At 42.3% G+C, this 20,755-nt stretch carries 17 protein-coding genes and 1 other annotated feature; of the genes, 13 read left to right on the top strand and 4 right to left on the bottom strand.

Annotated elements, in window-relative coordinates; translation table 11 throughout:
* The first annotated feature begins 791 nt into the window (after positions 1-791).
* The 5 genes from NYE54_RS16845 (at position 792) to NYE54_RS16825 (ending at position 6,628) form a co-directional block, all read left to right on the top strand.
* Complete coding sequence (locus tag NYE54_RS16845) at positions 792-1,295, top strand: hypothetical protein (RefSeq protein WP_339264690.1); 504 nt, start codon at positions 792-794, stop codon at positions 1,293-1,295.
* A 143-nt stretch (positions 1,296-1,438) separates the two neighbouring features.
* Complete coding sequence (locus NYE54_RS16840) at positions 1,439-2,314, top strand: aldose 1-epimerase family protein (protein WP_339264688.1); 876 nt, start codon at positions 1,439-1,441, stop codon at positions 2,312-2,314.
* A gap of 709 nt (positions 2,315-3,023) precedes the next feature.
* Positions 3,024-4,763 carry an ABC-F family ATP-binding cassette domain-containing protein gene (locus tag NYE54_RS16835; protein ID WP_339264686.1) on the top strand — a complete coding sequence of 580 codons (1,740 nt, stop codon included), beginning with the start codon at positions 3,024-3,026 and terminating at the stop codon, positions 4,761-4,763.
* 541 nt (positions 4,764-5,304) lie between these two features.
* Entirely contained in the window at positions 5,305-5,877 is a 573-nt protein-coding gene (locus NYE54_RS16830; RefSeq protein ID WP_339264684.1) for a sigma-70 family RNA polymerase sigma factor, read from the top strand.
* 1 nt (position 5,878) lies between these two features.
* Positions 5,879-6,628, top strand: coding sequence for a DUF3600 domain-containing protein (locus tag NYE54_RS16825; RefSeq protein ID WP_339264682.1), 750 nt, complete (start codon positions 5,879-5,881; stop codon positions 6,626-6,628).
* A gap of 641 nt (positions 6,629-7,269) precedes the next feature.
* Here NYE54_RS16825 and NYE54_RS16820 read toward each other — a convergent pair.
* Positions 7,270-8,292: an MBL fold metallo-hydrolase gene (locus tag NYE54_RS16820; RefSeq protein ID WP_339264681.1), complete on the bottom strand. Its 1,023-nt coding sequence runs from the start codon at positions 8,290-8,292 to the stop codon at positions 7,270-7,272.
* Between the two features lie 163 nt (positions 8,293-8,455).
* On the opposite strand from NYE54_RS16820, the gene NYE54_RS16815 reads away from it, so the two are divergent.
* Positions 8,456-9,466 (top strand): fumarylacetoacetate hydrolase family protein, encoded by a 1,011-nt coding sequence (locus tag NYE54_RS16815; protein WP_339264680.1) that lies wholly within the window; start codon positions 8,456-8,458, stop codon positions 9,464-9,466.
* A gap of 93 nt (positions 9,467-9,559) precedes the next feature.
* Positions 9,560-10,141 carry a TetR/AcrR family transcriptional regulator gene (locus tag NYE54_RS16810; RefSeq protein ID WP_076323511.1) on the top strand — a complete coding sequence of 194 codons (582 nt, stop codon included), beginning with the start codon at positions 9,560-9,562 and terminating at the stop codon, positions 10,139-10,141.
* Between the two features lie 872 nt (positions 10,142-11,013).
* Here NYE54_RS16810 and NYE54_RS16805 read toward each other — a convergent pair.
* Entirely contained in the window at positions 11,014-11,565 is a 552-nt protein-coding gene (locus NYE54_RS16805) for a TetR/AcrR family transcriptional regulator (protein ID WP_339264679.1), read from the bottom strand.
* A gap of 163 nt (positions 11,566-11,728) precedes the next feature.
* Here NYE54_RS16805 and NYE54_RS16800 point away from each other — a divergent pair, with 163 nt between their 5' ends.
* The 3 genes from NYE54_RS16800 (at position 11,729) to NYE54_RS16790 (ending at position 15,029) form a co-directional block, all read left to right on the top strand.
* Positions 11,729-12,655 (top strand): 2-dehydropantoate 2-reductase N-terminal domain-containing protein, encoded by a 927-nt coding sequence (locus tag NYE54_RS16800; RefSeq protein WP_339264678.1) that lies wholly within the window; start codon positions 11,729-11,731, stop codon positions 12,653-12,655.
* Positions 12,656-13,605: 950 nt separating this feature from the next.
* Positions 13,606-13,773, top strand: coding sequence for a DUF6886 family protein (locus NYE54_RS16795; RefSeq protein ID WP_339264677.1), 168 nt, complete (start codon positions 13,606-13,608; stop codon positions 13,771-13,773).
* Between the two features lie 145 nt (positions 13,774-13,918).
* Positions 13,919-14,132, top strand: a binding site (T-box leader).
* 633 nt (positions 14,133-14,765) lie between these two features.
* Positions 14,766-15,029 (top strand): hypothetical protein, encoded by a 264-nt coding sequence (locus NYE54_RS16790; RefSeq protein WP_339264676.1) that lies wholly within the window; start codon positions 14,766-14,768, stop codon positions 15,027-15,029.
* 6 nt (positions 15,030-15,035) lie between these two features.
* On the opposite strand, the gene NYE54_RS16785 is transcribed toward NYE54_RS16790, so the two are convergent.
* Positions 15,036-15,863 (bottom strand): HAD-IIB family hydrolase, encoded by an 828-nt coding sequence (locus tag NYE54_RS16785; protein ID WP_339264675.1) that lies wholly within the window; start codon positions 15,861-15,863, stop codon positions 15,036-15,038.
* A gap of 85 nt (positions 15,864-15,948) precedes the next feature.
* Here NYE54_RS16785 and NYE54_RS16780 point away from each other — a divergent pair, with 85 nt between their 5' ends.
* The 3 genes from NYE54_RS16780 (at position 15,949) to NYE54_RS16770 (ending at position 19,199) form a co-directional block, all read left to right on the top strand.
* Positions 15,949-16,932: a LacI family DNA-binding transcriptional regulator gene (locus NYE54_RS16780; RefSeq protein WP_339264674.1), complete on the top strand. Its 984-nt coding sequence runs from the start codon at positions 15,949-15,951 to the stop codon at positions 16,930-16,932.
* 406 nt (positions 16,933-17,338) lie between these two features.
* Positions 17,339-17,956 carry a TetR/AcrR family transcriptional regulator gene (locus NYE54_RS16775; RefSeq protein WP_339264673.1) on the top strand — a complete coding sequence of 206 codons (618 nt, stop codon included), beginning with the start codon at positions 17,339-17,341 and terminating at the stop codon, positions 17,954-17,956.
* A gap of 19 nt (positions 17,957-17,975) precedes the next feature.
* Positions 17,976-19,199, top strand: coding sequence for a cytochrome P450 (locus NYE54_RS16770; RefSeq protein WP_339264672.1), 1,224 nt, complete (start codon positions 17,976-17,978; stop codon positions 19,197-19,199).
* Positions 19,200-20,093: 894 nt separating this feature from the next.
* Here NYE54_RS16770 and NYE54_RS16765 read toward each other — a convergent pair.
* Positions 20,094-20,699 (bottom strand): TetR/AcrR family transcriptional regulator, encoded by a 606-nt coding sequence (locus tag NYE54_RS16765; protein WP_339264671.1) that lies wholly within the window; start codon positions 20,697-20,699, stop codon positions 20,094-20,096.
* Positions 20,700-20,755 lie beyond the last annotated feature (56 nt).

The raw sequence follows: 20,755 nt of genomic DNA, 5'->3' as shown, positions 1-20,755 counted from the left end.
ACTGTTGACAATCTATCCAATAAAATAGGATTTTTGAAGGGCCGTGTAGAATTAGTTTCTATACGGTCTAATACGAGTTTTAGAACAGAACCCGCGTTGGGTACAATCTCGGGCAAGATATCAGAAGGCCGAATTGATATTAAATCAAAAACGTTGGGAGTGAAAAGAACCACTTCCACGATTAACAATTACAAGGCAACTTGGAGCACGTTTAGGAAGTGGATGCTTCGGACTGATCCGGATCTGCAGGATGCCGGTCAAGCCACGCAGAAAGATATTGCTGACTTTAAGCGACACATGATGGAGCATGGAGGGAAGGGAGGATACTAGAGCGAGTTCGATTACATTTCTGCGTCCAGATGGGGTTCGAGTTTACTACGCGCACGTAATGGATATAATTGTTTGCGAAGGTGATAAGGTAAAGGCTGGCGATGTTATTGCAAGAGTTGGAAACAACGGATACGCAAGACACCCGCACATTCATATCGGTGCATGGAATGATGAAGGACCGCTACAGATACGTTTTGATCTGAAGGCAATGGGAGACTATCTAAAAGTCCATGGAGACGAGGGGTATTATCTTTAGTTGGCCCATTGAATTATTAAGGCAGCCGGTCATTGTTATCGGCTGCCTTTGTTCAACTAACGGGCAGTTTAGTTTAATGACGACGAGACGGGATTTTAGAAAAAGGTGCGCCATAAAGGTTGCCTACTACTTCCTCATCGCAACATAACTACTTGTTCTTTCGTTTGAACAGTAAACGTCGTTATTTAAACTGGGGGTGTTAAATTTGAAGAAATTTCTACTGCCCTTTGTAATGACTCTCGTTCTCATGGGCTTAGTTGGTTGTTCTAGCGCTCAACCAAATGGTGATGATTTAGTGCCAATGGACAAGGTGCTTGAGGAAGAGCAACCGCCTAAGGCTGAAATTCAGATTGGTGAACAAATGTATGAGACAAAACTCGGCACATATTGTTGGGACTCAAAAAACCAAAGCCGATGTGTGGACACAATTGGTCCAGTTGAGCTTTTAAAAGGTGAAAATCCAGTTACTGTACAGCCTGGTGAAGTTATTACATTTGTGATGAACTATGAGCCGCAACCGAACAAACACCATGTCAACCAAATCTATGAAGACATATCTGAAGAAGTTGAAGTGAAAGAAAATAGCTTTCATGCACCTACACAAAAAGGGACATATTTCTATTCATACGGGGTATGGTGGATGGATGAACATGTAGAGAACCTGTCTCACGGTAATGCTTTTTATTATTTCGTCCTAAAAGTTGTTTAGATGGATTCAACTAACGGAGAACGATAGCTCAATAAGCACGAAGAAACGGCAGCTGATGAATTGGCTGTCGTTTTCTCAACTCCCTCAAGAATTTTGATATAATATGGGTATCTGGACTATAAGTATGAAAGGGGAGTACAACAATGAATAAAATTTTGCGCAGCAGCTCGGCAGAAGCTGAGATTAATACCCTTGGGGCGGAACTGATCAGCTTCAGAAAGCTGGATCCGGAAGCTGAATACATCTGGAGCGGTGACGCCACGTATTGGACAGGTCGTTCTCCGGTGCTGTTTCCCATTATTGGTGCGGCCCGGAACGGAGAGATTAAGGTGGGCGGCAAAGCCTATAAGATCGGCAATCACGGATTCGCCAGACGCAGCGAATTTACGCTAGTCCAAGAAAGCGACACCCACGCGGTTTACCGCCTCTCTTATGATGAGAAAACCCTGGCCAGTTATCCTTTTAAATTCAACCTATATATTACATATAAACTGAATGCAAGCACACTGGAACTTAGTTACCGGGTGGAAAATAGCGATGAACAGAATCTCTTCTTCCAGCTCGGGACCCACCCGGCGTTCAATTGTCCGCTTGATGACAACGGTAGCCTGAGCGATTACTATCTGGAGTTCGCTGAATCGGAAAACCTTGAAAGGTTGTTCTTGAATTCGGACGGCCTGCTGATCAGCGGCAAATCGGAGCCCGTTCTGAAACAAGAGACCATCCTGCCGTTATCCCATGAAATGTTCGCCGAAGGCGCATTGATTTTCCGAAATGTGAGCTCTCGGCAGATTTCGCTTAGAAGCAAGCACTCCGCCAAAAGCGTAGTTGTCACCTATAAGGGTTTTCCCGACCTCGGCATCTGGCAGCCTTTGAACGCTCCCTTCATATGCATCGAGCCTTGGCAAGGAGTAGCGGATATGGACGTCTTTGAAGGTGAACTTCAAGCTAAAGAGGGAATAATCACCCTGGAGCCGGGGGCGAATTTCACAAGCTCCCTGACCATAGAAATCAACTGACGATCCGAAGGGAGCTGCAGGGTTCTCAACTGGTTAAGGAGTATGTATAGACTTCAAAAAAGTAGACATTCAACCCCATTTTTAGGAAGAATGTCTTCTTTTTTAGCTCTATTTTATTCAATTTATGGGATGGTCCTATTTGTCGGGTGACAAAAACATAGTAACTTGGGGAGTTCGTCGATTCTATGTCCGCGACCCATAGATTTCATCAACGCAATGTTCATTGCCGCTGCGTCGCGCACATCAACCCAATATAGTTGCGAATCTGCCATAGCTCTATCGTCGCGAAGCATGGCATAAATTATATCATTGTGCCAAGGCACAAAGCTTGGTCCCATAATATGCGTAGGGTGGATCATTGTCATGATTTTGTTTGATGTATTTTCATGGGATTGGATAAACGTCCAGGCTGCTTCTTCTTCCATCGATTTTGAAACCATATTGTGGTCGAACAAGCCTTCCCTGTCTTCATTGGTCCAGTCATCTTCTGTAAACGTCGTTTTTGATGGATCTTCATTATAGTAAGCAATGGTTGATTCTGAAAATCGTCCAACAAGCCACCATTCTAAAGAAAGTATTAGAATTTCGAAGTGAGGGTAAGGGCTGAAAATGGATTGAACTTGGTAGTAAAGAGTGTTACTCTAAAAGTCTGTGTTCGACAATACATTTAATAATAGTCACCATTTTAGTTATAAAGAAAGGCACTACTATGATAAAAGTTGAAAACATATCCTTCTCATTTCCACAAAAAGAACTATATAAAGACATTTCATTTACGTTAGAAGAGGCACAGCATTGCGCTTTTATTGGAACTAGTGGCAGTGGTAAAAGTACACTGATCGATATACTGATGGATCCAGAAAAATATTTGTTCGAAGGCACGTTAGAGATAGATCCAACCTGCAAAATTGGGTATGTAAGTCAGTTCTCCCAACTAGACAGAACTAAAGAAACAACTGTTTTTGAATATATCGGAGAAGATTTTATTAAGCTACAAAATGAAATAACATCTATTTGTAATGAAATGGAAACATCATCGGATATTGAGCCGTTACTCGAAAAGTATCAATTCGCTTTAGACGCATTTGATGCAATGGGCGGAGATAATTTTGAGAGTAACATTAATAAGAAGCTAAATCTAGCAAACCTCTTGAAGCTAAAAGATGTTAGGGTATCCGACCTGAGCGGCGGGGAATTCAAACTTATTCAAGTAATGAAGGAAATGCTTAATAGTCCAGACTTAATGATCATGGACGAGCCGGATGTATTTTTAGATTTTGAGAACCTAAATGCGCTTAAAAAACTTATTAATACTCACAAAGGCATACTGCTAGTTGTTACGCACAATCGTTATCTATTGAATCATTGTTTCAACAAAATTATTCACCTTGAAAACACAGAGATCCAAGAGTTTGATGGGCGATATATTGAGTATAACTTCTCATTACTTCAGACAAAAATTGAGTTGCAAGAAATCGCAGTCGCTGAAGCTGAAGAAATTGAGAGATACGATAACATTATTGATAATCTTAGAGCTATCGCAACTATTAATTCAGATGCATCTAGAGGTAGAGCGTTAAAAGCTAGAGTTAGATTTCAAGAGAGATTGGAAGCGCGTAGAATTAAGGCACCATTTGTTGATATTAAGCAACCGAATATCAGTTTCGGTATTGAGAATGAAATTGAAGACAACATTGTTGTAAAAGTCAATAATTATAGTGTTGCCTTTGATGAACTGCTTTTAGAGAATGTGAGCTTTGAGATAAAATCTACGGATAAAGTAGCCATTATTGGTCCAAACGGTACAGGGAAAACGACTTTACTCCGAGATATCTTTAACAATAATCATGATTCCATTGAAATAAATGATGATGTTAAGGTGGCTTATTTATCTCAGAATCAAGGCGAAATACTAAAAGATTCCAATACAATACTAGAAGAATTCATCGATGCTGGTTTTAAAACTTATGATGAAGTTAGATCGTATATTTCAAACTATGGCTTTGAAGGCGAAATCGTTAATCAAAAGATTGAATCACTATCTGGTGGAGAAAAAAACATACTTCAATTGGCTAAAGTTTCTGCTAGTAATGCAAACGTATTGCTTCTTGATGAACCGACAAGCCATTTAGACACATATACACAAATTGCACTGGAAAAAGCCATTGAAGACTATAAAGGTGCAATTCTCATGATATCTCATGATTTCTATTCTGTTGTAAATGGTATGGATTATGTATTAATCATTGACAATAAGACGATTAGAAAAATGACTATGAAAAAATTTAAACAGATGATTTACGCTAGTCACTTTGATAAAGACTATTTAGAAGCGGAACAAAACAAAAAAGCAGTTGAAATGAAAATAGAAATGGCTTTAAAAGATACTAATTTTGAATTTGCAAAAGTATTGGTTGATGAGCTAGAAGAGCTAATTAAGTTGCTTTAATTTACAACTCTCTGATTGAAATGATTACAAGAAAGTGAAGTCAGTTACAGCGAATAGGGCTAATGTGAATTAGTCTGAGTTCAACGATGAAACATGATGTTGGTGGAAAATATCAACAAAAAAGACACTGATGAATAGAATATCAGTGTCTTTTTACTGCATTGATTTCTTTATAGCTCTTGCCTGGGGTACTTTTATTTTATTTCATTGTAAACAAAAATTTCGCCGTTATGACCGTTATGGTGAACCGTGTCACAAGTAACGGCAAGTTTTTTTAGAGATTCCACCAAAAAAACTTGGTAAGGTTTTTTTGGGGAGGGGGAGAGATCTATACATGAAGGAGGACACGACAGAACAGAAATCAAAATAAACATTCCGACAAATGTCGGGGGACAAGAACATGTTCCCATTGAAAGTCGCTAATTTAGCGGCTTTTTTGTTTTATCGGTACAAGTTCTTGTCCTATATTTTGAAATAATTCGAACGATATCTATAATTATTACCAATATATACTGTAAGACCGAAGGGGAGGAGGTAGCAGATGAATCATCCATCTGAATATGCAAGGCTTATTTCGCTTACGTTGGCCGGGAACCGTGATGCGTTTGGCGAGTTATATGAAGCAACCATTAAGGACGTTTACAATACTGTTTATTTCCTTATTCGGGAACCATCAGATGCAGAGGATGTCATTCAGGAGATTTATATTCAATTATACCGGTCTCTTGAAAAGTTTGACGTAAGCAGGCCGTTTCGGCCTTGGTTAATGGGAGTGGTCATGCGGCAAATTCAGGCTCACCGCAGAAAGAGTTGGACACATATGCGGATCATCAAAAAAGCTGAACAGATTGATCAAGCCGTGGTCTATGATATCTCAAGTGAGGTGGTCAACAAACTATCGAATCAATCGCTACTTGAAAGCGTAGATCGACTTCCTTATAAGCTAAAGCTAGTTGTTATTCTGCATTATATGAATGATTACACGCAAGAAGAGATTGCAGCCACATTAGAAATCCCTCTTGGGACGGTAAAATCACGGATTCATGCTGCTTTGCAAAAGATGCGCAAAAAACAGAAAATTAGCATTCTGGCTATGGGAAAGGTGGAGGGGTAAAATGAGTTTCGATGAAAGATTGAAAACCGCTTTTAAGGAAGAGACTAAAGAATGGAACGCACCAACGGAGCTCAAGGAAAAAATACTTAACAAAGTCGGACACATTCAAGAAGGAAGACGAATGAAAAAGTGGGTCGTTGCATGTATTTTGGCCGCTACATTGTTAATCCCAACAGGTGCTTTTGCCGGTTATAGCTACATAGCTGATTCCATCTATGGTTCGCGGGACAATATCGGAGTAACTCAAAAGCAATATGATGAGCTGGAGGCAAAGCTGCAGACCGCCAAACAAAACCTCAGTGAAGAGGAGTTTACAAAATGGATGTCCTTACTAAAAGAATGGGGCCTCCTTAATTTGAAAATTGCCGATACAAAAGGGGATTTTCATATTGAGAGATTGAGCGTAGGAGAGCAAAAAAACTATAGAAGGTTAACCGCAGAGCTAGAGCCACTCTTTCGCAAATTAAATGAAGTTCAATCAACGAAGGGAGAAGTTAAACTTATAGATAGCACTACTTTTTGGAATGGAGTGCTAGATGAAGCAGGGCAAATATTCAGCAAAGAAGAATTTGATGAGTTTCAAAAATTATTAAATGAATTGAGGGCTTATGACGAGAAAAAATATGATCCGGATGGTAGTGTTCATATTGAACGGCTGTCAAAGGAAGATCAAATGAATATAGAGCAATTGTTGCAGCAGATACAACCTTTTTATAAGAAGTTGGGCATAACAGTTAAGCCGGAAGCTTGATCTGTCGAGGAACAAGAACGTGTAAAACTCCACGTTAACGAAACGTTAGGAGCAACCTTAGTTCACCTAACTCAAGAAAAACTGAAGCCTTTTCAAACATGATTTTAGAATTGTAAAGCCACTCAACTAACGGAACTCTATAGCTTAATAAACTAAAACGCGGCTGTCGGCATAGATCGGTAGCCGCGTTAAGCTAACGGGCAACTTCAGGTACTAATTGATCAATCTGTGCAACAAACGATCGATCAAAGGGCATTGGATTAAACTAACGGGTAACGAAGAACTTAGTCCTTTAAGAAACTGCGTCCCGCGCGGTTTTTCTAATTTAAGGGATCAATGACAAGAACTTTGTTACATTCCCGATATGATCTCATCAGCAGAAGATGCCATTTTTGTTAAACTAACGCGCAGTTTAGTGATGGTGGCTACCGCGAAAAGTCTTGGAATCCCTTTAAAGAAGAGAAATACACTTAACATCAAATATTAGTTATATCGTTTAAATAGAGTTCTACTAGTAAGTCATTAGTCCATCTCCATGGTTCTAAGCGCCGATTTTATTTCCGTGGATCATTCAAAAAAACGGCCACTGTTCGCATCGTTTGCGACAGGGCCGTTTTTTGTTTTGTAGGCTCCTCAAATTGCTATTCTTGCCAAACACTCATAGGGTCCCATGGCTTGATCTGATTGCCATATTTCCCGACCAAAAAAGCTTTCATGTCTTCCAGCTTAGCAGGCACCTCGTTCCAACTTGGAAGGGGTGGTAATCCTCGTTTGCTTTTCAATAGGATATCCACTGTTACATACAAGCGTTCTGGCTGAATCCAATGAAGGAAGCGGGAAATATCAATTTGCTTAGTCAGGGACAAGGAATCAATTTCGTCATTGTAATGCTTGTTGAACTCGCTGATCAGGTTCAATAGGTATTCTCTTTGCTCCTCCACGAAGTCCAGGCCGCAGATGGCGCCATGTCCTGGAACAACGATTTCGGGTTTAAATTCATCAATAATGCGATCAAGTACTTTAACCCAATTGAGGGTTCCCTCTTCACTGTACGCTGTACAACCGTTAAACACGACATCGCCAGCGAATAGTACTTTTTCTTTTGGCATCCACAGTAGCAAGTCACTGTCAGAGTGGGCCGGAGCTACGTTGTAAATCATAACTTCCGTATCGCCAAGACGGATGTTGATATCGTCCTTTATCTCAATATTCGGGAGTACCCATTCTACGCCTTCCAGGTCGAATCCTTCAAATTCCGCTGCAAAGAACCGCTCGCCCGAAGTCGATTCCGGAGAATCCTTTCCTCTTCTGATGACGCTGTCCATCCAGGCGATATTTTCGGTGAGACGCTCTCTGGAGGCTTCCTTGTGCATAATAATGCAAGCATCTTCAAACACTTTGTTGCCCCAGGCATGGTCGCTGTTATAGTGCGAATTCACCACATATGCGGGAGAGCCGCCGTTGCTTACTTCCATAAAAGCCTCCCGCATTTCCCTCGCATGGAACAAATCGAAGAACGTGTCATACACCAGCCCTTCACCCTTGTTGATGAACCCGGCATTGGCCCAACTGATGCCGCGATATGGCGAAATACCGGCAAAGACGCCATCTGCAACTTCAAAAAATTTAACGCGAGGTTTTTGGATAATACGTCCATACTTCATAAAAATTCTCCTTTGAGTATATGTTTTTAGGATAAGGCCTACTGACTAAGTCTTATTATAGAGAATGGAAAGAAAAATGCAAGCATGTACTTGCATGCATTTATTCTATACTATATGATAGTAACAGAACAACATCACACTACAAGGATCGAGGCGCTTAACCATGAAACTAGTAACTTTTCAGACCAATACATCCCAGGAACCTTTGTTTGGGCTTGTAATTAACGAGAAATTTGTCGTGTCTTTTGTCGCAATCATGAAAAAGCAGGGAACATTCGTTGACAGTCTCGAAAGTATGGACAGCTATCTTCATTATTTACCGGCAAGTTATGATGCCGCTAAGGAAATGATGCAATATGCTATCGAACAGTTTCATCAATTCAATGAAAATGAAATCAGCCCGATTGCAGCGGTAAACCTGCTGCCGCCGGTTCCGAATCCGGCTGCGCTTATCGATTTCGGGCTGACGCCAAGACATCTGAGAAATGCTGGCGTAAATCTGCTGCAAAGAGAATATACAGGGCCGGAACGAGAAGAGCTTATAAGTCAAATCTCCGAAAAATTCCAGCAAGATCCGAATAAAGTAACTTTCAGTTATTATAAGTGTAACCATAATGCATTAATTGGCGATGGGGATACGATTCATTGGCCTTCGTACTCTTCCTATCTGGATATCGAGCCGGAGCTGGCCTTTGTTACAGGGAAGGGGAACTGTATTGCAGGTTATGTTATTTTTAACGACAGTACTATCCGTGATGTGCAGTGGCTGGATTTCCAGGCGATGACCGGACCGACGCGCTGCAAAGATTTTGATCGTAGCAAAGGAATAGGACCCTATCTGGTTACGCCGGATGAAATCGACAACCCGCTGGCATTGGATGTGGATGTACGCATCGGGGAGAGACTGTATTGGAAGGGAAGCACATCCGAGTATTCTGCACACCCTGCAAAAGTGATGGAGGAAGTTCTCAAAGTTTTCACACCGCTCCCAGGCACGATTATAGGAATGGGGACGATACCGGATTGCTGCGCAATCGAGACTGAACAATGGCTATTGCCTTCTGACCGAATCCAGATTACATTTGATAAATTAGGCACGCTCACGCAATTGGTGCCTGATTATGTCAAGATTACGGAACCAAGCCGCTGGGAACAAAGAAGCGATTTTCTTTAAATAAACGTTTATGAAAATGATGAACCCCGATCCTGCTGCATATTGCAAAACTTGTAGTAGAATAGGTTTAACATATGCAAAAGGAGAAGTACAATGCAAACTTCAGACAGAATCATTGAAGCCGCGACACGGCTCATCAAAACGAAGGGCTATCGGGGCGTTAGTACCAAAACCATTGCAACGGAAGCTAAAGTCAATGAATCTACGATTTTCCGGCAATTTGGAAGCAAACAAGGCATATTGGAAGCCATCATTGAAAGACATTCCGATATCCCGCAATTTGAGAAGCTGTTAAGAGAGGATGCGACCGATAATCCGGAAATCGATCTTCTAAATGTAAGCCAGCAGTACCGTTTGTTTTTCCATAAAAATGCGGACATCATTTTAATTGGGATCCGCGACAAAGGAATGCTTCCCGAATTGGACAGAGTGCTGGCCGATCCGCCGGTAAAGCTGCACTCCTTGCTGGTTGAATATTTTGAACGACTGCAGAAGAAAAAAGTCATAGCCATACAAGATGAGCGTCTTTCCGCTATGTCTTTTCTCTCGATGTGCTATGGATTTCAGATGAGCGAGCTGATTCACCGGGATTATCAGTCCCAACTCGTCACCGAGGAAGAGTTCTACAAGCACAGTGTCTCATTGTTTGTAAAAGGGATGTTATCTCAGGCATAACGTTGGCTCATTGAATAATGCTTAGATAAGAAAATATGATAAAATCATTGACTTGGTTAAGTCTTCACGGCTCCTTGCTTGAATATATGCTGAAAAGCTAGCTCCCGATCCAAAAGATCATTATAGTTATTCTGTCCATTGACGGCGTTTGGCGCTGAAGGAGGCGATTGTATATGAGTAAACAGATATTTGCTGAGTGGATTGGTTTCGTCGTATTTGTTGCTGATAACATAGAGTCTCCCGAGCGGACTGCAGTCTTTTGATGGAGGTAGGCTGCTTATTTCACGATGTGAAATAGGCGGATTATCGTATACACAAGCTGTGCATGGAGCATCCGTAGAGGGATTTCTGCGGGTGTTTTTTGGTGTGTTTGTGAGATCAGTCCTGTATAACTGCCTGTCGACTGTATGTTGCTAGGACGGGGTGAATCGATGGGGCTAGTGTGAAGTGGCCATGCGCAGAAATGACCTCAACTAAGGGACCAAGTTCTTGACCTAGAAGGGACTATGTTCTTGTCCCATGACAACAAACCGCAGCTAATTGTCGAGGGACAAGATCATGGTCCCATTGATAGTCGCTATTTTAGCGTCTTTTTTGTTTTATCGGTACAAGTTCTTGTCCCGAGTCAAGGACAAGAACTTGTACCGATTGCCAAATATGGACAAGAACTAGAACATGGTACTATTGCCGATTTGATAAATATCTACCTAGGAAAGGTGGGGCTCTTTTGAGTGATAAACTAGACTGGATTAGGATCAATAAAACTTCAGTCCTCGGAAGTATTTCAACTGGCTGTAAACCCGTTTGAAAATGTAAATATTAATTTAATTTCAAAACTTTTATGCAGGTATCACACTTCAAATTTAATACGTTTACCATAGCTGCAGCCTTGCTTCCAAAATTCTAGCCATCTGTTCAACCATCTCTTCTGGCGTATATGGCATAGATTGGACGACCCACCACTCAATCAACCCCGTAATGGAAACGGATAAGAATTGCGCCAATACATCCTTGTGGATACCGGTTTCTAGCTTCATTTGGTTCACCACCAAGGTTATATTCGCTTCAATCATCTGTGTCATACGGTGTCTGAATGTCGGAATACCTTTATTGGTAATCAAAACGCCATAGATTTCTGCATGCTCTTTCAGATACGTGAACGCACGAATCAGCAGGTCCCGGGACAGTTCATTGGTTGGCCCATCCTCCGGAACACAACTCTCAGCAAGCATCATCAGATACGTTTCCACGCTCTGTTCCAGCAGGTCATATTTGTCTGTAAAATGCAAATAGATCGTTCCGCGGTTGACATTGGCCCGATCCGCAATCCCTTGAATGGTGACCCTCTCAAATTCCTGCTCTCCCAACAGCCCAATAAACGCTTGCATAATCATTTGTCTTGATCGCACGATGCGCCGATCCATGGTTTTCCCCTCTTTCCTGAACACATCCAGCATTCGTTGTTCATTTCTCAACAGAAATGAAAGCAATTAGCCATTGCACCTGCATCCGTTCCAATGATATCTTGATTGTAATACACAGATGTTATATATTCAACAACTGTTAATTATAAAAGGAGGGACAATATTGAATATACTTGTGTACGGTGCAGGTGTGCAGGGAAGCTATCTGGCACATGTCCTAGTAAAGGGCGGTCATGACGTGACTGTGTTGGCAAGAGGAAAGCGAGCGGAGGAACTGGAAAAGGAGGGACTGGTCATTCGGCATTACCTTCAGCGCAAGACAACAGTTGATCGGGTTCGTGTAATTCGCAGACTAGATTCAGGTGACGCGTATGACTTGATCTTCGTCATGATGAAATATTCGGATTTCGAGGCTGTGCTACCAATCCTCGCAGAAAACGTTAGCCGTCATATCGTATTGGTCGGCAACAATATGAATACCTACGCCATGCAGGACCATTTGAGTAAACATGGAAAGTCGCCTAAACAGGTTGCTTTTGGCTTCCAAGCTACCGCAGGTACACGTACCGACGGGCGAGTCATTTGCATACGTGGCGGCCATGGGGAGATGGTCATCGGGGGTCTGAACGGTCCCGTTCCGTTTCGCTCCTTGCTGGAGCAGGCATTCATGCCAACCAAGTACAAGCTCAGTTACCATGATCAGATCGATGCCTGGCTGAAAAACCACATGGTGCTGGTCGTGCCCATGAACATGGTCATTCTGTTCCATAGCTTCCAGATGAAACAGGTTGTCCGTGACGACAGGCGAATGCGTCAGTTAGTGGCGGCGATGGGAGAGGGCTTCCGTGTACTTGAATCATTGGGGTACCCGTTAACCCCTGTGAAGCAAGCGTCTTGGATTACCGGCTATCCAAATTTAATCCGCTGGGCGTTGAAGATTTTCTTCATGATTCCGGTTAGCGGGTTGATTGATGGGACAGCTGTTGAGCTCAGAGCCTTGAATGAGGACTTTGCCGAATGGAGGGCAAGGTCGGATGTGCCTACGCCAAACTGGAATGCGTTAGAAACAGATTGGCTTATTCAATCATAGTCACTGCTGCAAGCCGTGTGATATATCGTGAAGAGTGATTTCGGGAAGTGTTGAAGCACTTACAGGGCCGTCCTTACGGCCTGTCTTTCCGGTAGAAGTTCTTGTCCTGTGCTTCATGTCTAATGACACAATTGTGACCCCATTACGAAAAGTACAAAAGCCTGATTCTCGGGGCTTTTTTTTGTGTCAGTTGTCGGGGGACAAGAACATGGACGCTTTGAAAGTCGCTATTAGCGGCTTTTTTTGTTTTATCGGTACAAGTTCTTGTCCCGAGTCAAGGACAAGAACTTGTACCGATTGCCGTAAAGGACAAGAACATAGTCCGATTACCGGTTATATATAAATAGTTAACTACTTTACACTGCTCTAATTCATTAAGCTAACGGGCAGGATTGTTCAATAATTTCGCGAATACTTCAAAATTGATAATTTTCGTGAAGTTCGTAAATACACTGTTATATGCAATTGCTGCAAGAAAAGCAAAATCGTCCGGGTAGCCCATATTTATATTGGCTTTGCCCGAAAAAAATAACAATGATTGGAATTATGTGTTACAAATAATATAGGGGAGGTGGAAAGTGAATTTATTATTTTGGATTACTATTGCTTTCATCATCATCGGATTTGTTATTCTTGCTTTTATAAGAAGAAATGTGAAAAGTAAAAAAATTACATCCTCCAAAGCTATAATTTGGTTTATAGTGGGGACCACAGTTTGGGGGATAACTAGTATCTTTCTTGTTGTGAGGTTTTTTGGTGTAATTTAGTGAGTTATGACAACGGTTTTAGAGAGAAGCATTTCATTTTTGTGAAGAAATGTACTTAAACTATCAGGTCCGTTAGTTGAATATCGGAGACAGCATAAAAGCTGTCTCTTTTTTACCATTAGCAACAATCTTTACGAACAGAGCCTTGATAAAACAGCTGGCTACTACAACTCTCGCTAAGTAGTGAAACCCAAATCAGTTGGAAAATATGAGATTTTATTGGAGAGATTACTCCTAAAAGTAATTGAATTAAGATTCACACCAAATTTATATCCGCTTAGGGAAGCAATATTTGCTTCCGACTTCAAAGGATACGGGATACATAGATTTAAAAATGCAAAAAAACTCTAACTCATTAAGCTAACGGGAAACGATAGCTCACTAATGATAAAACTGCAGCCGACCAGTTGATCGACTGCAGTTTCTTTACGCTAACGGGCAGGATACTTCAGCGCTTTCACATTTACAAAACACAACATCCAACTGGTAATATTAAACAAATGCAATGATGTGAAGAGTAAACAAGGCGTACTTTTACAGAGAGCTCCGGTTGCTGAAAAGGAGTACAGGATACCTTGTTGAACCAAGTCACTGAGCATCACATCGGAACCTGAACTTGCTCAGGGGGTGGTGTGACAGGAGCTCCTGTTACAGAATCTGAAGACGGATTAGTGAACTGGGGTGGCACCATGACGAATCTCGTCCCTAAGACATTGTTCTTGGAGGTGGGATTCTTTTTGTTTTCTCTGAACAGTTAAAAAATAATGATTTCTTTCAAACAGAATGAAATTTATTCTTGAGAGAGAAATAGCATTGCCCATGCCAAATGTCGGGGGACAAGAACATGGTCCCATAGAAAGTCGCTAATTTAGCGGCTTTTTTGTTTTATCGGTACAAGTTCTTGTCCCGAGTCAAGGACAAGAACTTGTACCGATAGCCGTAAAGGACAAGAACATGAGCCGATTCCCGGTAGATAAGTACCTAACTATGTTCCCATGCAATTTCATTAAGCTAACGGGCAGATTAGTTGAATAAAGTTAGATCAAAGAAAAGGCCATCCTGCAAAGGATGGCCTAAGATCGTTGTCGGAGCCGATGCGAAATCGTTGGCTGTGGACGACATCATAACTATATTCATTAGGATCGTTTAAGTAAAAGCCCCGGCTTATATGGACCTTAACTTATTGAGATAGTTAATCATCACTGTTTTACTACAGATAACGTATCTGGTACAAGAGTGTAGTGCTTCAACGAATTTTAATCTGTGATTTGTTGGATGAGACAGTACTATAGTTCATCTTGTAATTGTATAGTATGACGTAAGCGGAGGGGAACATATGAATTATGGACAGCTTGCGTTTAGACAGGCAGATGCGAACTATAGATGATCTCACCGCTCTCACTACCGCCCTGCGCGGACTGCACCCCTCCAATGCATACAGAGGTCTGGAGGAAGACATGCAATTGAATATGGGGCATGGAGCTTTAAAAGGGACCATGGGTGGTCTGTTGATAGGCTTGTTAAGCCGTCAATATGTCAATACCGCCCTTCTCCGTAGAGGAAAGCGGCGGTATTTGTATTGTACAATAGCTGAGCAAACGCCATAATATGAATTACTCCCCAAAAAAATTTCTGCATACATGCAAAATTCCCTCGGCGTAAGGATAAGGGGCAACGTTGTTGTGGCATGACTTTGCCTCTGCCGTAGCGTTCTGGAGAAGATATCCATGGGCAACCATCCGAAGCATCTCGATGTCGTTTCCACTGTCACCGAAGGCCAATGTTTTGGACAGGAGTACCTGACTATAATCCATTAGGAATTGCACAGCCGCTTTCTTTCCAGTTCCTGCGGGGATAAAATCGACATCATATGCGTGCTCCGGATCACCCGCCTTGGGATTGCAGATATTGATATTAATTCCGATCCCGTGATTTGCAGCCAGGTGCCTGATGATACTTATATCATATTGGGTTCTGGCTGCTGATACCGGATAATAATAGTAGTTCATTTTATATCCGGATTGACCAAATTGAGTCTGTTCGTGAAGGACGATGTTGAATGTTGATTTTAATTCGCTAATTAAATCTTCTACATCTCTTCGAGAGAATCCGGATGCCCTTATAATTTTTGCCCATGAAGGAACAGTGACCAGTTGTCCGTCAGGCTCGATTTCCCACATCTCTGTGCCCAGATTGCTCGCTATAAAATGGGGGAGCTGCGTCATACCGGCTATTTTCATTTTTGCTTGTATTTGCTGAACACTGCTTCCGGTGACCCAAGCTATCTTTACTTGATGATTTCTGGCAAGCTGCTGGAGGTATTGTTCCAGTTCGTACACCATGTTGAGTTGTTCAGGCAAACATTCATGCGGATAATACGTTTCGTCAAAATCAAACAATATCAGATATTCGGTTACAGCGGGGGTATAGATGACTTCCATCAGTGTGACTCCTCCTACAGTTTGTTAACGATATCATAGTTGCAGGGAACGTTCCCAGGTCAATACTTTAGATGAGGTGTTAATTTTGCCCACCATAATTGATATTTCACGTGTAAGCGGTCTCTCCAAGTCGACGGTATCACGTGTATTAAACGACCATCCACATGTATCAGTTGAAAGCAGACAAAAAGTACAGAAAGCCATTACGGAGCTGGGATATGTCCGCAATACGCAGGGGGTTCAGTTGCGTCTACAGGCAAGCAATCATATCGGTGTGCTTGTCCCGGATGTGGAGCATCCCTATTTCAGTCAGCTTGTTAGTGCATTAAGTCGATCTTTAGGCTCAATGGGGTATCAACTTGTCATCTATCAGACCGAATTATCCCGCGAGCATGAACTTGATGTGTATGCCCGATTGTTACGTCGAGAAATGGATGCAGTGGTTATTGCTCATTCCCATTTCTCGGAGAGAGAAATTAAAGAATATATAGGTTCTTACATTGGAATCATATGCAACGAAGCGATGGACGGAGAGTTTCTCGATGTCTTTCGATTGGATGAAGAAGATGCGGTCTTTCAAGCGACAGCATATTTGCTGTCCAAGGGGCGCCGTCATCTGTTTTTCTGTATGGATCACCTGACACTATTGCAAGAGAAAAGATGGAACGGGTTTCAACTGGCTCACCAACAATTCGGCCTAGAGTGTACGAAATCACAATGTTATACGGGTCTGGTGACGATGGAAGATGGTTATGCCTTGGGAGAACAATTATTTACTTCTGAACAATTGCCGGATGGAATGATAACGGGTAGTGACTTTGTAGCTACAGGTTTATTGAAAGCTGCAGAGCAAAAGGGGATATCCGTGCCTCAAGAAATGTCCGTCATCGGATTTGATAACCATCCTGTGGGATTGATGACGAATCCGGAACTGACCACATTAACCAATTGTATTCCCGATATGGTCAGGGATGTTACAGAATGTCTTACCCAGAGATTGAAGGGGATGCGATCTGCTCCTATCGCGAAAACCTACAAGACTTCGCTGATTATACGTAATTCTACTTAAAAAAAGTGAAGTGAAAGACAAAAAAAAGAAGGATAGCGAAATCCTTCTATCGGTCAGGAATGATACATGTCTGAAGAGGAATTGAAGCGTTACTAGATCTCTCGTTGTGGTCCTTGAATGTCTAGACAAAATGGAGCATTTCTAAACAAGAAGTTATTCAGTGATTCTTTTACACTGAAGGAGAAAGGAGATGCGAGATCCTGGAGATGCTTAAGCTGCTTCGCCAATCCATCGATGATGTGGAACAACATCTGCACTAGCCGATTGAGATTGAGGACATTGAACCATAACCTCAATAAATCCTTCTGCTCTCGGCAGGTGGATTTTTTTTCATTTATATTGACCGGCAGGTCAGCATCCTGTATGATCTTACTAACCAATTGGTCAGCAAATTCAAAAAGAGGTGATGAATCTGCCGATACAGCTCTACGAACGGGAGAAGATTTTGCAAGCCTGCTTATCCGTGTTTGCCCGCAACGGTTACAAGAATACATCAACGGAAATGTTGGCGGAAGCTGCTGGTATCTCCAAAGCTTTGATCTTTCATCATTTCACGAGTAAGAAGAAACTGTATCTTAGCTTAGTTGACCACTGCTTTGAGAAAGTCCGAACCGGCATCCATTACGATGAGTGGACGGAAGACACTGATTTTTTTACAGCCATTTCTCAGTTAAGCCATGCGAAGCTCGACTATTTTCGAGAGCATTCTGATGAATGGAAGTTAGTATTTGAAGCATTTTATGCCACACCCGATGGCTTGAAGGAGGAAGTCGAGGATAAGTACGGTCAGGTCAGCGTAACCCGTCAAGCGATGCTAGTAAGGCTTTTCGACAAGGTGCCGCTTCGCGAAGGCATAAACCGCAAGCATGCATTCGAGCTCGTCATGGCCGTTACCAGACATTTCGAAACGAAGTTTCTGGAGGAGACGAACAGTATGAACTATATTGATGAAACCTATACCCGCAGCCTCATGAAGGAACTGGACGCTTTTTGTGACATGATCCGATTCGGTATGGAAAACTAAAGTAAAGAGGTGATCAGCCGTGAAAGGCATAACAAGCAACGATTTTGTATCGCCGGACACAATGCGTGATTTTAATGCGTTTTACCAAAAGCTGACCCAACATCAGGAAGGACTTTATCGGCTTGATGACTTTTTTGGCATGGGCGAAGCTTGGGTAGCCTTTCGGTATGAGGATGTCTCGGCAATTTTAAAGGACACCCGGTTCCTCTCGGATCGGCGAAAGTACTCTTCACAGCAAAAAGCCTCACCCCAGAACAGCTCCGTCAATGAATTGCTTGAATGGTTCAAGAATATGCCCAATATGCTCACGGTGGATCCTCCCGATCATACCCGGCTGCGGCGTTTGGTCTCCAAAGCATTTACGCCCCGTATGATTGAAGAGCTTCGTCCGCGAATCCAACAAATTGCCGACGAGCTGCTGGATAAGGTAGCCACCCGGGGCAAGATGGAACTCATTTCGGATTTTGCTTATCCGCTGCCTATCATCGTGATATCGGAGATGCTGGGGATCCCCGGCCATCATCAGGCACGTTTTCGCGAGTGGACCCACAAGCTGGCCCGGGCTGCGTTAAACCCCGGCCAAGAAAGTTTAGTTCAAGGAGCCCTTCAGGAGTTTATTGACTACATTCAATCTTTGATTTCCGAAAAGAGAGAGCACCCCGGGAGCGATGTCATCAGTGGGTTACTCCAGGCTTACGATGAGGGAGATAAGCTCAACGAGAACGAGCTGCTCTCCACCATATGGCTGCTCATTACGGCAGGACATGAAACGACCGTGAATCTGATCGGTAACGGAACCCTGGCGCTGCTTCAACACCCCGAACAAATACGGATCCTTCAGGAGGAACCGGCCCTTATGCCGGCTGCGGTTGAAGAACTGTTGCGGTATGCGGGTCCGATCATGATAACGAGCCGGGTCGCGGTTGAAGATATCGAAATACATGGCACACAAATTCGAAAAGGCGAGATGGTCGTGGTTTCGCTGGCCGGAGCAAATATGGATGCAGGCCGATTTGACGGGCCTGAGCGGCTGAACATCACAAGACAAGAGATCGATCATTTGGCCTTTGGTAGAGGAATCCATCTTTGCCTAGGGGCGCCTCTTGCCCGCATGGAGGGGCAAATCGCGTTCAGCTCTCTATTGCGGCGTTTTCCCAACCTGCGTCTTGACGTTAAACCGGAAGACTTGACATATCATTACAGCACGCTGCGATCTTTGGTGAGCCTTCCAGTCCGTTTATAATGCTGTTTCATATTCATATTAGAGGAAAAGTCCGCGATATGCTGCGGTACTTATAATTCTTGGATGGAACATATTATTGCTACTTATGCTGAAGACCAAGCGGGTAGCTTCTGGGAAGGTTGGCACAGCTTATTCAAGTCATCCTGTTTAGAGAACGATGTGTTTGACGAATGTTATAACAGATTGTTAGCTTACTCTACCTACAATGAACCATATCGTTATTTTATTCACGGTGATTTCACCAGTATAATATATTATCTAATGGACAACGAATAACTGGAGTCATTGATAGTAATGGTAAATACGGAGATTTTCTTATCGACCTCGCAACTTTAGACTGGCACATAAAGACACACTTGAAACTCGATGTGGTCCAAAGATACCTAAATTATCAGCAAGAAATGGGTAATACCATACCATATTTTAAAGAAAGATTAATTGGGGCTAAATATTATAATGGATTGATTGGATTACGCTTTTATGCAAAGATGGGATGGAATTATTCTTATTTCGAGCTCCGTGAAGAGTTATTAAGTTTAGTTTAGAAAAATGGTCGTGGTTAAACTAACGGGACATACGAAAGCGTGCCGACATAATTTTTGTGTCAATGAGTTAAATTTTTGATGTTTCAAGATAAAAACGACAAGAAGAACATTACACAATCAGTTAACGTATCAGGATGTCGAGGGACAAGAACATGGTCCCATTGAAAGTCGCTCTAAGCGGCTTTTTTTGTTTTATCGGTGCAAGTTCTTGTCCCGAGTCGAGGACAAGAACTTGCACCGATTGCCGAAAAGGACAAGAACATGAGCAGATTACTGATTAGATAAGTATTAACTATGTTTCCATGCAATTTCATTAAGCTAATGGGCACGATAGCGCCCCTCGCTAATTTTATTCCTCGACGGGGATGCCCGCAGCTTTCAAATGCCCATAGGTAACAATTCTACTTAACTGAGATGAAATTTCATCCGCAGGAAGAGGCCGATCGTTTTTAATCCACCAAATAACAATCCCCATGAAAGCCGAAACGAGATATTCGAGCAGCAATTCCTTGGATATCGCTAAATGGGATTGTCCCTGAGTAGGATTCCACCCCTCATTTAATTTGTCTTTAATGATATTCTCCATTTTTGCTCGAAACTGATAGATTCTATTCTCTTCAATTAACATGGCGTAGTAAAAGGTAGTGTTGAGAGAAATATGTTCCAGTACAGTTTGCATGACGGTCTCAAGTATAGAAGTACTGAAGGGATTCATGCTGATGGGACAAAGAACAACGGCATCCTTTAGTTCGCTCAACAATTCATTCATACACCTATCCAATAAATCAGGTTTATTTTGGTAGTGCAGATAAAAAGTATTTCGATTGATCATAGCCCGATCGGCAATATCCTGGATTGTTATGGCTTCATATCCTTTTTCCTGAATAAGCTCATAAAATGCCTTTCGAATCGATTGCTTCGTGCGAAGTATTCTTAGGTCGGTTCTCTTGTTCATTATTTTCAGTCCCCTAAATTTATTTAGAGCAGTTAAGCGACAATGTTTGATGAGTT

Source organism: Paenibacillus sp. FSL K6-1330, from assembly GCF_037976825.1.
GTDB lineage: Bacteria > Bacillota > Bacilli > Paenibacillales > Paenibacillaceae > Paenibacillus_AQ.
Note: the sequence above shows the minus strand (reverse complement) of the source record. Positions and strands in the feature narration are given on the sequence as shown.